The 16,344-nt window shown below is 45.5% G+C and carries 9 protein-coding genes and 1 pseudogene; 9 read left to right on the top strand and 1 reads right to left on the bottom strand.

Translation table 11 applies throughout. From position 1 onward, the window contains the following. The first annotated feature begins 143 nt into the window (after positions 1 to 143). The 6 genes and pseudogenes from FDF36_RS14850 (at position 144) to FDF36_RS14825 (ending at position 10,766) form a co-directional block, all read left to right on the top strand. Positions 144 to 2,966, top strand: a complete 2,823-nt coding sequence (locus FDF36_RS14850; protein WP_409013160.1) for a SusC/RagA family TonB-linked outer membrane protein — start codon at positions 144 to 146, stop codon at positions 2,964 to 2,966. Positions 2,967 to 2,986: 20 nt separating this feature from the next. Next, entirely contained in the window at positions 2,987 to 4,390 is a 1,404-nt protein-coding gene (locus tag FDF36_RS14845; RefSeq protein WP_220391864.1) for a RagB/SusD family nutrient uptake outer membrane protein, read from the top strand. A gap of 91 nt (positions 4,391 to 4,481) precedes the next feature. Then, positions 4,482 to 4,838, top strand: a pseudogene (locus FDF36_RS14840) (RagB/SusD family nutrient uptake outer membrane protein); the annotation flags it as partial. A 116-nt stretch (positions 4,839 to 4,954) separates the two neighbouring features. After that, positions 4,955 to 6,208 carry a GTPase HflX gene (gene hflX / locus FDF36_RS14835; protein WP_220391863.1) on the top strand — a complete coding sequence of 418 codons (1,254 nt, stop codon included), beginning with the start codon at positions 4,955 to 4,957 and terminating at the stop codon, positions 6,206 to 6,208. Between the two features lie 24 nt (positions 6,209 to 6,232). After that, entirely contained in the window at positions 6,233 to 8,224 is a 1,992-nt protein-coding gene (locus FDF36_RS14830) for a DUF4954 family protein (RefSeq protein WP_220391862.1), read from the top strand. Between the two features lie 28 nt (positions 8,225 to 8,252). Continuing rightward, complete coding sequence (locus FDF36_RS14825) at positions 8,253 to 10,766, top strand: M1 family metallopeptidase (RefSeq protein ID WP_220391861.1); 2,514 nt, start codon at positions 8,253 to 8,255, stop codon at positions 10,764 to 10,766. Between the two features lie 75 nt (positions 10,767 to 10,841). On the opposite strand, the gene FDF36_RS14820 is transcribed toward FDF36_RS14825, so the two are convergent. After that, a complete protein-coding gene (locus tag FDF36_RS14820; RefSeq protein ID WP_220391860.1) occupies positions 10,842 to 11,039 on the bottom strand; it encodes a hypothetical protein in 198 nt (65 codons plus the stop codon). Between the two features lie 170 nt (positions 11,040 to 11,209). Here FDF36_RS14820 and FDF36_RS14815 point away from each other — a divergent pair, with 170 nt between their 5' ends. The 3 genes from FDF36_RS14815 to FDF36_RS14805 all read left to right on the top strand — a co-directional run bounded on the left by FDF36_RS14815 (position 11,210) and on the right by FDF36_RS14805 (position 16,315). After that, positions 11,210 to 12,856: a fumarate hydratase gene (locus FDF36_RS14815; RefSeq protein WP_005775362.1), complete on the top strand. Its 1,647-nt coding sequence runs from the start codon at positions 11,210 to 11,212 to the stop codon at positions 12,854 to 12,856. Between the two features lie 132 nt (positions 12,857 to 12,988). Beyond that, a complete protein-coding gene (locus tag FDF36_RS14810; RefSeq protein ID WP_220391859.1) occupies positions 12,989 to 14,134 on the top strand; it encodes an acyltransferase in 1,146 nt (381 codons plus the stop codon). Between the two features lie 24 nt (positions 14,135 to 14,158). Further along, on the top strand, positions 14,159 to 16,315 hold the full coding sequence (locus FDF36_RS14805) for an alpha-N-acetylglucosaminidase (RefSeq protein ID WP_220391858.1): 2,157 nt from the start codon (positions 14,159 to 14,161) through the stop codon (positions 16,313 to 16,315). Positions 16,316 to 16,344: the final 29 nt, after the last annotated feature.

The raw sequence follows: 16,344 nt of genomic DNA, 5'->3' as shown, positions 1-16,344 counted from the left end.
ATTTGTAGTATTTTGATAATAAGCGTTTTAATAAATCTTTTTTTCTTTTTACTAAGTTCAATATCATTGTGTAATACGCACATTATAAGCATTTTAGTGTATACTACAGTTCTGCAAAGACTTTGCAAATTTCGTATATCGGTATGCAGACTGCTGAGGTAGCAATTGCACCTAATATTAAAGTGATATTAAAGACTGACTCTAAGACGCTTGATGAAGTGATGATTGTAGCTTATGGTACTGCAAAGAAGTCATCCTTCACAGGATCAGCATCAACAATACAGGCTGATAAAATCGTTTCTGGATCGAGAGAATCATTTGATAAAGCTTTGTCGGGTAAGATGGCCGGTGTACGCACGGCCTCTGCTACAGGAGATCCGGGTTCCATGGGAGAAATCAATATTCGTGGTGTCGGTTCTATCAGTGGTTCTAAGACTCCTCTCTATGTGATTGATGGAGTAGTTACTAAATCGGATGATGATATGAACTATTATAGAAAAACGCAGAGTGTTTTAAGTACTTTAAATCCGGATGATATTGAAAGTATGACCGTATTGAAAGATGCCGCCGCTGCTTCACTCTATGGGTCTCGCGCCGCTAACGGTGTAGTAATCATCACGACAAAGAAAGGAAAAGAGGGTAAAAGTACGGTGACATACTCTGGAGAAGTTGGGTGGAATAAAATGGCCGTGAATCAGTTCAAAATGATGAAGAGTTCTGATTTAATTGATTACACTCGAGAAGGGCTGGCCAACTATTATATGGTTTATGAAGGTGTACCTACAAAAGAAGAAGCTTTGCAAGAGGTAACCGATGCTGACATGGCAGGCTTTCTTCACAATCCGGATGGAAGCATTGATACCAATTGGAAGAACGAAATTTATAGAACTGCCATTACACAAAACCATCAGGTATCGATTAATGGGGGTACGCAGAATACACAGTTCTATGCTGGTGTAGGTTATAATAAGAGTGAAGGTATTGTTTTAGGTAGTGATTTCGAACGTATTTCAGGGCGTTTGAATGTGAATCATAAAGTTAATAAATGGTTGGAAGTATCTCTCAAAGAGATGGTGACAGCAACAACTCAGAATGGTTTCCGTGATCAAGGAGATCAGGGTCAAGGTTTGGGCACGTCATCACCTCTTGGAGTCTTGTTTGCGATGGATCCCACTTCTCCGGTTAAAAATGCAGATGGAAGCTACAATGAGAATGCTGCTTGGGGACAAGCTTCGAATCCACATTTGATGTTAGGAGGGAAAGATAGTAAATATTCACTGGAGTGGATCCAGAGTAAGATGTTTCGTAGTTTGACAAATGCTGATGTTAATATCCGATTTTGTGATAAATTGAACTTCAAAACGATTTTTGGCTATGACTATATAGATAACAAACATTTTGAATATTGGGATCGTAATAGTGTGAATGGTGCATCTGTTGCAGGTATGGGATCACGTTATAGCTTTGAAAGCCGCGTTGCCACCAGTTCATCTACATTGCGCTATTCTGATACATTTAAAGATATGCATAATCTGGACTTGATGGCAGGTTTTGAAGTAGAGAACAGAGATCTGCTTCAGATTGTTACTGTGGCTAAAAATTACTCAAGCCATTATCCTGAGTTATCAAACGGACAACCCGATCAGGCATCAAGCGCTACATTCGGCGCAGGAATGATGTCATATTTTGCAAGCGGTAACTATAACTATGATAACAAATATTATCTATCAGCAAGTTTCCGTCGTGATGGCTCTTCGCGTTTGAGTGAAGATAATCGTTGGGCAAGCTTCTGGTCAGTATCCGGTGCATGGAGATTGAGTAAAGAAAGCTTTATGGAAGACATGCCGTTGTTCACAGACTTCAAGATCAAAGCGTCTTTTGGTACAAATGGTAACCTGCCAGGAAGTTATTATGGATACATGGATCTGTTTACGGGCTCAGGATATGGTAATAATCCGGCTATTTACTGGTCAAGCATTAGCAATGACAAACTGAGTTGGGAAAAATCGAAGAATTTTAATGTGGGATTCGAATGGAACATGTACGATCGTGTGAACCTGTCTATTGAATATTATAATAAGAAAACAACTGATTTGCTGTTTAAGGTTCCAACCTCTCTGGTCACTGGTTTTGAGAATCGTTGGGAAAACCTGGGTAGTTTGAAGAATGATGGTGTAGAGTTAGAAGTAAACTCTAAAAACATCATGAACAAGAACTTTACATGGACAACCAATTTCAACATGACTTATCAGCGTTCATTGGTAGATAAACTGCCTGAAAGCAAGGATATTGAATATGGTGACGGAGAGATGTATCTGCATCGTGAGGGCGAATCAATGTATACTTTCTATTTGCCGGAGTGGAAGGGTGTAAATGCAGAAACAGGACTTGGCGAGTTCTGGCTTGACCCGAACGATCATTCTAAAGGAGTAACGAACTATTATTCGGAAGCAGGCAAAGGCGTTGTAGGAAAAGCATTGCCTGATGTGTTAGGAGGTTTGACTAACACATTCACTTATAAGGATTTTGATTTGTCGTTCCTGATCACTTATCAGTTTGGTGGAGATATGTTTGATTATCCGGGATATTTCTCTCACCACGATGGCGTGAGACTTGGTAGCACCAATCTTGATGCTGATGTAGCAGGAAATTTCTGGAAAAATCCGGGTGACAAGGTAGATAATCCGATGCCTATTTATGGTAATCCTTACCGTTGGGATAGATTTTCAAGTCGTACAATCAAATCGACCGATAACATTCGTTTGAGAGAACTGACCTTTGGATATACACTGCCTGTCTGGAAGAACTATTTGAAAACTTGCAGAATCTATTTTAGAGCTAATAACCTGGCTATGCTTTGGTCAAAAACTAAAAACATAGATCCCGATGTAGCAATGAACGGATACAGACAAGCTGATACACCTCAGTTGAGAAGTTGTGTTTTCGGTATCAATATTCAATTCTAATTTAATAAATAGACGATAGAATGAAAAAGTTATATATTTTTACTCTAATTTTAGCCTTGTCTGTATCGGCATGCGATACATTTGACAAAACCCCTTCTGCTGAATGGCCTTCGGAAGGAGCTATTGCAACGGTGGAAGATTTGCAATATGCAGTGAATGGTGTTTATCAGTCACAAACTTCCTCTATCGATTTAGGAACAAATCCCAGAGGTAGTTATGCCGGTGATTTTGGATTATATGCCGATATGAGGGGTAGCGATTTTCAGTGTATTGGTAAAAATAACCAAGCGACTGATGTATCCAAATATCAAGCGACTAAAAACAGCACGGACGCATCTAATTTCTATAAGCGTTTTTATCTATCTTTAGCAAGAATCAACAAGATATTTGAAAGTGTTCAAAAAGCTGAATTAAAAGGGGATGACGTAGAAGCTATGGAAGGAGAACTGTATGCCCTTCGTGCATTATTCCATTTCGATCTGGCTCGTTTGTTTGCTAAGTTACCCTCTAATGCGCAAGACGATGATTTGGGGATTGTTCTTTCTACACAGGTATATGAATCAGGATATATAGGTGAAAGAGCCACTATCGCTAAAACTTATGAAACGATTCTTACAGATTTGCAGACAGCATTGAACAAATTGTCAGAGACAGGTCACAAAGAACTGGGGCATATCGACTATTGGGGAGCCCGTGCGCTTCGTGCCCGCGTCTATCTGTATATGAATAAAAATGCGGAAGCATTGGCAGATGCTAAGTATGTCATTGAACACTCTCCCTATCAGCTGTTGACCAGAGGTGAATATATCGGTTCATGGCTTAAAGAAGGTAGTAATGAAAGTATTTTTGAAATCATGGTAACATCTCTCTATAATCCTCAACGCAATTCTTTGGGATATTATACACATGCCGAAGGATATGCCGAAGCGGGAATTACAGAAAATTTCAAAACCTTCCTACAATCACGTCCAGACGATATCAGAAGCGAATTGATCGCTGAAGAAACTGATACGGACGGAAAGACTAACAAGGGTTGGTATATACAGAAGTATCCGGGAAGAGACGGACAGATTTATGTAAACAATCCGAAAGTGATTCGTCTGTCTGAAGTTTATTTGATTGCAGCAGAAGCAGCCCTGAAGACAGGTGGTGACGCAGCGTATTATATCAACGAATTGCGTAAAAATCGTATTCAGGGGTATACAGATGTGGCTACCGTTACTTTGGATGACATTCTGACAGAACGCCGTCTTGAACTTTATGGAGAAAACCATTCCGCTTGGGATTACTGGCGTAATAAACAGTCTATTAACAATCCGGCAGTAAAAGAGGTGAAGTATGATGACTATCGTACTGTAATGCCTATTCCTGTTGCTGAGATCAATGTTTCAAAAGGAAAACTAATTCAGAACGAAGGATATTAGCAGATAACTCTTAATATGTCATTAGAAGGACCTGCGTCGAAAGCATCTGCTTTAGGCACAGGTCTTTTTAGTAATCGAATCAATACTATTATTATTTCGCTATGCCGAAACTTTGCTCGACCTTGCCGAATGTTATGCCAACAAGGCCGGAGGTGAAGCTACTGCCAAAAGCCTGTTGAAACAAGTCAGAGGACGTTCGGTAGATGTAGCTACGGATCCGTTGAAGATCGATAACTTGACGGGTGATGCACTGAAAGAAGCTATTTACAACGAGAAACGCCTTGAGTTTATAGGCGAGGGCATCCGTGGTATTGATATTATGAGACGTGGGGAACGTTTCATTAAGGTAGGTGCGAATGAAACAATTAATGTGGGTCCGTCCGATGAAAAATATACTTGGCCGATACCTCAGGTTGAGTTGCTGCTGAATAAAGATATTAATAAATAAATAGTCAATAAATAATAAAGAATCGCTCAGGTAGAAACACTTGGGCGATTTTTTCTTTTAGTATGTTACGAAAATAGCTATATTTGTCGCCATATTATAATAAGGTATAAAGTAGAATGAAAGAATTTGTAATATCCGAAGCCAAAGTCGAAACTGCTGTTCTGGTAGGTCTCATCACTCAGACACAGGATGAACGCAAGACCAATGAATATCTCGACGAGCTGGCATTTCTGGCTGAGACAGCCGGGGCGGAAGTGGTGAAAAGGTTTACGCAGAAGTTGCCGACGGCTAACTCGGTGACTTATGTGGGAAAAGGAAAACTGGAAGAAATTAAAGAATATATAAGAACAGAGGCTGAAGAGGACCGGGAAGTGGGAATGGTCATCTTTGATGACGAACTCTCGGCCAAGCAGATACGTAACATCGAAGCTGAACTGCAAGTGAAGATACTGGACCGTACTTCACTGATTCTTGATATATTTGCCATGCGTGCCCAGACGGCTAATGCCAAGACTCAGGTAGAATTGGCGCAATATAAATACATGTTGCCCCGTCTGCAACGTCTTTGGACTCACCTTGAACGTCAGGGTGGTGGTTCCGGAAGTGGTAAAGGAGGTTCGGTAGGTCTCCGTGGTCCGGGTGAAACTCAGTTGGAGATGGACCGCCGTATCATCCTTAACCGTATGTCACTGCTTAAGGAGCGCCTCGCCGAAATAGATAAGCAGAAGTCTACCCAACGTAAGAACCGCGGACGCATGATCCGTGTAGCTTTGGTAGGTTACACCAATGTGGGTAAATCGACCATGATGAATCTGTTGGCGAAGAGTGAAGTCTTTGCTGAAAACAAGCTGTTTGCCACACTCGATACGACGGTACGCAAGGTGATTATCGATAATTTGCCTTTCTTGCTTTCCGATACGGTCGGGTTCATCCGTAAGCTACCTACTGACCTGGTGGATTCCTTTAAGTCTACCCTCGACGAAGTACGTGAGGCCGATCTGCTGGTTCATGTTGTGGACATTTCGCATCCCGGATTTGAAGAGCAGATAGAGGTGGTGAATAAAACACTGGCCGACATCGGTGGAGGTGGAAAACCAATGATTTTAATATTTAACAAGATAGATGCCTATGCCTATGTAGAAAAGGCACCAGACGACCTTACCCCCAAAACAAAGGAGAACTTGACACTTGAAGAACTGATGAAAACATGGATGGCTAAGATGGAAGATAACTGTCTGTTCATCTCCGCCCGTGAGAAAATCAATATAGACGAACTGAAGAGTGTGGTTTATCGGCGAGTAAAAGAATTGCACGTACAGAAGTATCCCTATAACGACTTTCTCTATCAGACCTACGACGACGAAGAGTAACTTGTAGTTTGTAATAAGAGGATTATGGGAAAGACTTACCGTAGACTGACTGAAGATGAAATTCTTCAGTTGAAGAGCCAGTCGTGTCTGGCTGATGACTGGAACCATGTTGCGGTCGCTGAAGAGTTCACAACCGAATTTGTGCATCACACCCGTTTCTCGGGAGAGGTGAAACTGGGCGTTTTCCATTCGGACTTTATCTTGCCGGGAGGAATCAGGAAACATTCCGGTCTGAGGCATGTCACCTTGCACAATGTAATTGTGGGCGACAACTGTTGCATTGAGAATATCCAGAATTATATTGCCAACTACGAAATAGGAAACGACACTTTCATTGAGAATGTAGATATTATTCTGGTGGACGGTCTGACTCAGTTCGGTAATGGAGTAGAGGCCGCCGTGCTGAACGAAACGGGAGGTCGCGAAGTGTTGATCAATGACAAACTGTCTGCTCATCAAGCTTATATACTGGCTCTTTACCGGCACCGTCCGGAACTGATCAGCCGGATGAAGGCGATCACTGACTATTACTCCAATAAGCATGCTTCTGCGATGGGGACCATCGGCAGCCATGTGATGATTCTCAATACCGGTTCTATCAAGAATGTGCGTATTGGCGATCATTGCCGGATTTGCGGAACCTGCCGTCTTTACAACGGAAGTATCAACAGCAATGAAGCCGCTCCGGTACATATCGGGCATGGTGTCATTTGCGATGACTTTATTATTTCCTCCGGTTCTCATGTGGACGATGGAGCTATGCTGACCCGTTGCTTCGTTGGGCAAGCCTGTCAGTTGGGACACAACTACTCTGCTTCCGATTCCCTGTTTTTCAGTAACTGCCAGGGAGAGAACGGTGAAGCATGTGCCATCTTTGCCGGTCCGTATACCGTAACCCATCATAAGTCTACCTTGCTGATAGCCGGTATGTTTTCGTTTATGAATGCCGGTTCGGGGTCGAACCAGAGTAATCATATGTATAAACTGGGACCGATTCATCAGGGGACGTTGGAAAGAGGAGCTAAGACTACTTCCGATTCATACATTTTGTGGCCGGCGCGTGTGGGGGCTTTTTCATTGGTGATGGGGCGTCATGTGAATCATGCCGATACCTCGAACCTGCCTTTCTCTTACCTCATTGAGCAGCAGAATACGACTTATCTGGTGCCGGGAGTCAATCTGCGCAGTGTCGGGACTATCCGCGATGCCCAGAAGTGGCCGAAGCGTGACAAACGTACGGACCCGAACCGCCTGGACTATATAAACTACAACCTACTGAGTCCATATACTATCCAGAAGATGTTCAAGGGGCGCTCTATACTGAAAGAGCTGAAGCGGGTGTCCGGCGAGACATCGGAGATCTATTCTTACCAAAGCGCAAAGATCAAGAACTCTTCGCTGAATAGCGGCATACGCTATTACGAAATAGCTATCCATAAGTTTCTTGGTAATTCCATCATTAAGCGTCTTGAGGGGATTAACTTCAAAGATAATGAAGAGATACGCCGGCGTCTGAAACCGGATACCGAAATCGGAGTAGGCGAGTGGGTGGATATTGCCGGTTTGATTGCTCCGAAAAGTGAAGTGGAAAAACTGATTACCGGTATCGAAAGTGGTGAGATCGACCGTTTGAAGAGTATGAATGCCCGTTTTGCCGAGATGCACGATAACTATTATACTTACGAATGGACGTGGGCTTACCATAAGATACAGGAATTTTATGGTTTGAACCCCGACACCATTACAGCAAAAGATGTTATCGCTATTGTCCGTGCCTGGCGTGAAGCAGTGGTCGGACTGGACCGTATGGTGTATGATGACGCACGCAAGGAATTCTCACTTTCGTCTATGACGGGCTTTGGTGCCGACGGCTCACGCGATGAAATGAAGTTGGATTTCGGTCAGGTACGTGGCGATTTTGAGAGTAATCCGTTTGTCACTGCCGTGCTGCAACATATTGATGATAAGACTGCTCTGGGTGAGGAGCTGATTAACCGTATCGGGCAACTGGCGTGACGGAATTACGAGCTACAATATATTTGCTATGAAAATACACATTTTATTTGGAATGATCGGGTTCTTCCTGCTGACCGGATGTTGCCGGACAGCAGAGAAGAACCCTCGTTTTTATGATGCCGGCGTTTCTAAAGAGCTTGCCGATCATCGTAAAGCCGAGATTAAGAATTTGAAGTATGAACTCAGTTTCAGCATTCCACGGCAGAAGGAGACACCTATTGACGGTGATATCACCTTGCGCTTCGACCTTGCTGTCGCTCAGGAAGTCCTGATTGATTTTCGTGAGGAGCGTGGAAAAATTAAAGAAGTCATTGCCAATGGAAAACCGGTAAGTGATGTGCGCTTTGAGAACGAACACATTATTCTGCCTGCTTCGCTGACAACGAAAGGGGCGAATGACATACAGATTCGTTTCATTGCCGGCAATCAGTCGCTGAACAGGAACGATGAATACCTCTATACGTTGCTCGTTCCCGACCGTGCCCGTACCGTCTTCCCTTGCTTTGAGCAGCCCAACCTAAAAGCCGAGTTTACTTTAAAGCTTGAGGTTCCGGCCGACTGGAAAGCTGTTTCCAACACATACGTCCGGAGTGAAACAGTAGCCGGTGACCGTAAAACCGTTTGTTTTGCACCGACCGAACCACTCAGTACTTATCTCTTTTCGTTTGTGGCCGGAAAATTGGAGCGACAGGAGTATACTCAGGACGGGCGTACCATCGCCGCCTATTATCGTGAGACCGACCCTAAGAAAATAGCACAGTTGGATATTGTTTTCAGACAAGTCATGGCATCACTTCACTGGCTTGAAGAGTATACAGGGATCGCATATCCGTTTGCCAAATATGATTTCATCGTTCTTCCCGGTTTCCAGTTTGGCGGAATGGAACATACAGGAGCTACCTTATATAATGATAACGGGATTTTCTTGAGCGAACATCCCACTCCGGACGAGGAGTTGAACCGGGCGGAATTGATTGCGCACGAGACCTCTCACATGTGGTTTGGCGATCTTGTAACGATGGATTGGTTTGACGATGTATGGACCAAGGAAGTTTTTGCCAATTATTTTGCTGCCCGGATTGTCGAGCCCTTGTTTCCGGAGATCAATCATACCTTGAATAAGCTCAAGACTTTTAATGCCGCTTCTCTTACCGAGGACCGTACTTTGGGGACGAATGCCATCCGGCAGCCACTCGATAATCTGCGTAATGCCGGGCTGATCTATGGGCAGATCATCTATAACAAGGCTCCCGTGATGATGGAGAAACTGGTTGACAGGATGGGTGAAGCCAACTTCCGGAGTGGTATACAGGAGTATCTGAAAACCTATTCGTACGCTAATGCCACTTGGGACGATCTGATTCGCATTTTAGACGGTAAGGCGTCCGAAGATTTGGCAACCTTCAGTGATGTGTGGGTGAACCGGAAAGGAATGCCTACGCTGAACTTCCGGATCGATGGACAAGAACTGGAGGTCCGTCAGAGTGATCCTTATAACCGTGGTTTGCTTTGGCCGCAGCGTTTTGCCGTCACTCTTTGCGGAGAGCGCGATTCGGTGTTGCGGGTGAATATGACGGATACTTTGGTTCGGATACAGCTTCCTTTTGTACCTTCGTTGGTGTTGCCCAATACCGATGGCAGAGGTTATGGCTTGTTCGTTCCCGACGAATCTGCTTTGAAGTGGCTGTTGGCACATTGGTGGGAGGTAAAAGACGATACGGCACGCCAATCACTCTTGATGACACTTTATGAGAATTACCTGGCTAAACATATTTCGGCGGACGACTGGACAAACAGCCTGTTGGCAGGGCTTCCTGCAGAAAAGAACGCTCTGGTAGCGTCTACAGTGAGTGGTTATTTGGCGGGTGCCATGCGGCGGGTAGCTCCGGCACAGATAGCAGAGGTTGAGGCGCGGGTCTACGCCATCAGCCGGAATCATCCGTTGCCTTCGTGCCGGGTGCAGTTGCTGCGTTATTTTATGCAGAATGCGACTTCCCAACCTATGGTGAAGCAACTTTATGCCTTGTGGCAGGAGCAATCGGACAAACGGTTGAACCAACAGGATTACACGACTTTAGCTTACGAACTTGCCATCCGCCTGCCTGCCGAAAGTGAACAGATATTACGTACACAACGGGCACGGATTGATGATCCGGACCGTCTGCGTCGGTTCGATTTTATTTCACGGTCGGTCGTATCCGATACCGCACGGCTCGATACTTTGTTCAACAGCCTGCTTGTAGCGGAAAACCGGCGGATAGAGCCTTGGACGGCTGCCGTGATACGTTATCTGAACCATCCGTTGCGCGAGGAGCAATCGGTGAAATACATCCGTCCGGGACTCGAGGTGCTGGAGGAAGTACAACGCACCGGAGATATTTTCTTTCCGAAAAACTGGGCCTCGGCCTTGTTGGGCAATCATCTCAGCCGCCCGGCTTATGAAGAAGTGGTGCGTTTCCTGGACGGTCATCCGGATTATTCACCGCTTTTGAAGAACAAGATATTGCAGGCTGCCTATTCCCTGTATCGCGAAAACGATTAAAATAATTCCCGGAATGCTTGACTTTGCCTGTCCGATGTTGTATCTTTGTCAACAGATTCATTACTTATATTCAAATTAGAATGCAGTAGAAGAGGAAGCCCGCAAAGCTTCCTCTTTTTTTGTACCCTTATCTCCCGGTGTCCCGGAGCCGGGGGCTTTTCTGCTCTTTCCCCGGCTCTCCATGCCCTCGAGACCGTTGCTCTGTGATGTGAAGAGCCTTGCTTCGGGCCAAACAGACGGTTGCATTTGTCCGGACAGACGGTTGCATTCCACAGAAATGAGCCTTTCTTCCGGAGCGGTCTCTTCTTCTTCGTAGAAACGCTCTCCGAACGTTAATAATAAGTAAATCCGCTCTTGACAAAATTCACCACTTTATTCATACTTTGGAAAACTATTCTTACCTTTGCCTCACTAACTAACATTACGTAATAAAATAAAGAGATATGGCAACACCTCCGTTTAAGTATCAACCTATGTTCGAACATGGGGAAGATAAAACCGAGTATTATCTGCTTACCAAAGACTATGTGTCAGTAAGCGAGTTCGAAGGAACACCTGTGCTGAAGGTACAGAAAGAAGGTCTGACAGCTATGGCCAATACCGCTTTCCGTGACGTATCTTTCATGCTTCGCCGCTCACACAACGAGCAGGTGGCAAAGATTCTGAGCGATCCGGAAGCAAGTGATAACGACAAGTACGTGGCATTGACTTTCCTGCGCAACGCTGAAGTGGCTGCCAAAGGCGTGCTTCCTTTCTGTCAGGATACCGGTACGGCCATCATTCATGGTGAAAAAGGACAGCAGGTCTGGACCGGCTATTGCGATGAAGAAGCTCTTTCACTGGGTGTTTACAAAACCTATACGGAAGAAAACCTGCGTTACTCACAGAACGCTCCGCTCAATATGTATGACGAAGTGAACACGAAATGTAACTTGCCTGCCCAGATCGATATCGAGGCTACAGAAGGCATGGAGTACAAATTCCTGTGTGTGACCAAAGGTGGTGGTTCTGCCAACAAAACATATCTGTATCAGGAGACAAAAGCGATCTTGAATCCGGGTACTCTGGTTCCGTTCCTGGTTGAAAAGATGAAGACACTGGGTACGGCGGCTTGTCCTCCTTATCATATTGCATTCGTAATCGGAGGTACTTCGGCAGAGAAGAACCTGTTGACCGTGAAGCTGGCTTCTACTCACTATTATGACGAGTTGCCTACTACCGGTAACGAATATGGTCGTGCATTCCGCGATGTAGAACTGGAAAAAGAAGTACTTGCAGAAGCTCAAAAAATCGGTTTGGGTGCACAGTTCGGCGGTAAGTATCTGGCACACGATGTACGCATCATCCGTCTGCCCCGTCACGGTGCATCTTGTCCGGTGGGCTTAGGAGTGTCTTGTTCTGCCGACCGTAACATCAAATGTAAGATCAATAAAGACGGTATCTGGATCGAGAAACTCGATTCTAATCCGGGTAGCCTGATTCCGGCAGAACTGCGTAACGCAGGCGAAGGTGATGTTGTAAAGATCAACCTGAACCAGCCGATGGCAGATATTCTGAAGGAGCTGACTAAATATCCGGTGGCTACACGCCTGTCGCTGAACGGTACGATTATTGTAGGTCGCGACATCGCTCATGCCAAACTGAAAGAACGTCTGGATCGTGGTGAAGATCTGCCTCAGTACATCAAAGATCATCCGATTTACTACGCGGGCCCGGCCAAAACTCCTGCCGGCATGGCTTGCGGTTCTATGGGGCCGACTACTGCCGGACGTATGGACTCTTATGTGAATCTGTTCCAGGAACATGGAGGCAGTATGGTGATGTTGGCGAAAGGTAACCGTAGCCAGCAGGTGACTGATGCTTGCCAGAAACATGGCGGCTTCTACCTCGGTTCAATCGGTGGCCCGGCTGCTATCCTCGCCCAGAACAATATCAAGAGCATCGAATGTGTGGAATATCCGGAATTGGGTATGGAGGCTATCTGGAAGATCGAAGTAGAAGACTTCCCCGCATTTATTCTTGTAGATGACAAGGGCAACGACTTCTTCAAGCAAATTAAACCCCGTTGCGGCTCTTGCAGCAACAAATAAGAATATGGTGAGTGGTCATTAATATTGGTTATTTATCATGTTAACTCGAGTGAGAGGCGTCTGTATGCTGTGTTATACAGATGCCTTTCTTATTATAAACACCTTAATCATTATCAGTAAAACAATTCCCCGATGGAACTACAGAAAAATCCTCAACACATTGTCTGGCTGGACGTTGTCCGTTTCGTTGCCATGTTTACCGTTGTCTGTTGCCACTGCACGGACCCTTTCAACTTTTATCCGGGCACTGCCCCTAATATTGACGAAATCAAACTTTGGGGTGCCATCTACGGGGCATTGCTTCGTCCTTGCGTACCGCTGTTCGTGATGATTACCGGAGCCCTGCTTCTGCCGGTGCGCGGCGAAGTCTCTGTCTTTTATAAGAAACGTATCCCCCGTGTTTTATGGCCATTCCTCATCTGGTCGGTCATCTACAACCTTTTTCCCTGGATTACCGGTCTGTTGGGCATCAAGCCCGAAATTATTCTCGACTTTTTCCCTTACTCGGGTGAGGAAGTGATGCGCCAGTCGCTGTCCATCTCTTTGGATTACATTGCTCAGATTCCTTTTAATTTCTCCATTGTAGATGTACACATGTGGTATATTTACCTGTTGATCGGCTTGTATCTTTATCTTCCCGTCTTCTCTGCCTGGGTGGAGAAAGCATCGGATAAGGCGAAGTTGTGGTTCCTCGGTGCATGGGCTGTCACTCTGTTATTGCCGTACTACAATCAGTTTGTAGCGCAATATCTTTGGGGAACCTGTTCATGGAATGCGTTCGGCATGTTTTATTACTTTGCCGGTTTCAATGGCTATCTGTTATTAGGACACTATCTGCGTAACCTTGACTGGTCGTTGGGTAAGATTCTGGCAATCGGTCTGCTAATGTTTGTGATAGGATATGCCGTTACCTTCTTTGGCTTCCGTTACATCACGGCTTTGCCGGAATACAGTGACGAGATGCTTGAGCTCTTCTTCACTTACTGTTCGCTGAATGTAGTGATGATGACCATCCCGGTGTTTATGCTTTGCAAAAAGGTTAACTTCCGTTCGGAGGGAATCAAGAAAGCGCTTGCCAATCTCACTTTGTGTGGTTTCGGTATCTATATGATACACTATTTCTTTACCGGTCCTTCCGTACTGTTGGTACGTACGTTGGGTGTGCCTCTGGGCATTCAGATACCGGTGGCGTCTGTCATGGCATTTGGTGTTTCGTGGCTGATTGTGTGGGCTGTCTATCGTGTGCTGGGCAAGAAGGCGAAATGGATTATGGGATAAAACAGTAATTAAAGCATATTATTTATGAATCGTAAATCAATACTATTAACAATCTTACTTTGTGTTACTTCTTTGACAATGGCTTCTCCGGTGACCGGCTTGTTGGAGCGCATAGACAAAGGAGCTTCGAAGAAGTTTATTATCGAGCAAGTGAAGTCCGGTACCGACTTTTTTGAACTCGATCAGAAGGGTGATAAAGTCGTTATCCGTGGAAACAATTACGTGAGCATCGCTACCGGGTTGAATTGGTATCTGAAGTATTATGCCGGTATCCACCTTTCCTGGAACGGAATGCAGGCGAAACTGCCGGCTGTGCTTCCTCCGGTGACAAAGAAAGAACGGAGAGAAACGACCCTGCCTTACCGTTATGATTTGAATTATTGTACTTTCTCTTACTCCATGGCTTTCTGGGATTGGGACCGATGGGAGAAAGAAATAGACTGGATGGCTCTGCACGGCATCAATATCCCTTTGGCTGTGACCGGGGCAGAGGCTGTGTGGTATAACGTGCTTGATAAGTTGGGATATACCAAAACCGAAATAAATGAATTCATATCCGGTCCGGGCTTTTTTGCCTGGTGGCTGATGAATAACCTTGAAGGCTGGGGCGGACCTAATCCGGATAGCTGGTATACCCGGCAGATTGCTTTACAGAAGAAAATCCTGAAGCGTATGCGTGAATACGGCATCGAACCGGTTCTTCCGGGTTATTGCGGCATGGTGCCCCATAATGCGAAAGAGAAACTCGGATTGAACGTATCCGATCCGGGAACATGGTGTGGCTATCGCCGTCCGGCATTCCTGCAACCAAGCGACCCGCGTTTTGAGGAAATCTCTTCTCTCTACTATAAAGAGCTTGAGAAACTATACGGGAAAGCTGACTTTTACTCCATGGACCCCTTCCATGAAGGAGGCAATACGGCAGGCGTGGATCTCGATGCGGCAGGTAAGGCTGTGATGAAAGCCATGAAGAAGGCTAATCCGAAAGCTGTCTGGGTGGCGCAGGCCTGGCAGGCAAATCCGCGTCCGAAGATGATTGAGAACCTGAAAGCTGGAGACTTGCTGATACTTGACCTGACCAGTGAGTGCCGTCCTCAGTGGGGAGATTCCACTTCCGAATGGTATCGCAAAAACGGATACGGACAGCACGACTGGGTATACTGTATGTTGCTGAATTACGGTGGTAATGTCGGACTGCACGGAAAGATGGATAATGTGATCGATAATTTTTATCTCGCTAAAGCCGATCCGCACGCAGGTTCTACACTTAAAGGTGTGGGGATGACCCCTGAGGGAATAGAGAATAATCCTGTGATGTACGAACTGGTGATGGAACTGCCTTGGCGTGCAGAGCGGTTTACGAAAGAGGAATGGTTGAAGGAGTATGTGAAAGCACGTTACGGTGCAGATGATCCGGTGGTACAGGCTGCCTGGACCAAACTGGCGAACTCCATTTATAATTCACCGAAGAACCTGACGCAGCAAGGTACACACGAATCCGTATTCTGTGCACGTCCGGCGGAAGATGTGTACCAGGTGTCCAGTTGGTCGGAAATGAAAGATTACTACCGTCCGCAAGATGTGATTGAGGCTGCACGCCTGATGGTATCTGTGGCCGATCGTTATAAAGGAAACAATAATTTTGAGTACGATCTGGTGGATATCGTTCGGCAGGCACTCGCAGAGAAGGGCAGGCTGATGCAGAAGGCGGTTACTGCTGCTTACCGGAGTGGTGATAAAGAACTCTTCGGAATGGCTTCTCAGAAGTTCCTGAACCTGATTCTGTTGCAGGATCAGTTGTTGGGTACCCGCCCGGAGTTTCGCGTAGGAAAGTGGATTGAAGAGGCGCGGACGTTGGGTGGTACATCCGAAGAAAAGGCTTTGTATGAGTGGAATGCCCGTGTGCAGATTACGACCTGGGGCAACCGGAATGCAGCCGATTATGGCGGACTTCGTGATTATGCTCACAAAGAGTGGAACGGATTACTGAAGGATTTCTATTATATGCGTTGGAAGCTTTATTTCGATTCTCTCTCTCAGAAACTGGAAGGTAAAACCCCGGAGAAAATTGATTTCTATGCAGTGGAAGAACCTTGGACCAAAGCCACTAATCCCTATTCGGCGGAGGCTGAAGGAGATTGCATTGAAACAGCGAAGCGGGTGATGCAAGCGGTGGAATAGTATATCGCAAAGTTCACCACAGATTACAC

The sequence above is a fragment of the Bacteroides fragilis genome (genome assembly GCF_019583405.1).
GTDB lineage: Bacteria > Bacteroidota > Bacteroidia > Bacteroidales > Bacteroidaceae > Bacteroides > Bacteroides fragilis_B.
Note: the sequence above shows the minus strand (reverse complement) of the source record. Positions and strands in the feature narration are given on the sequence as shown.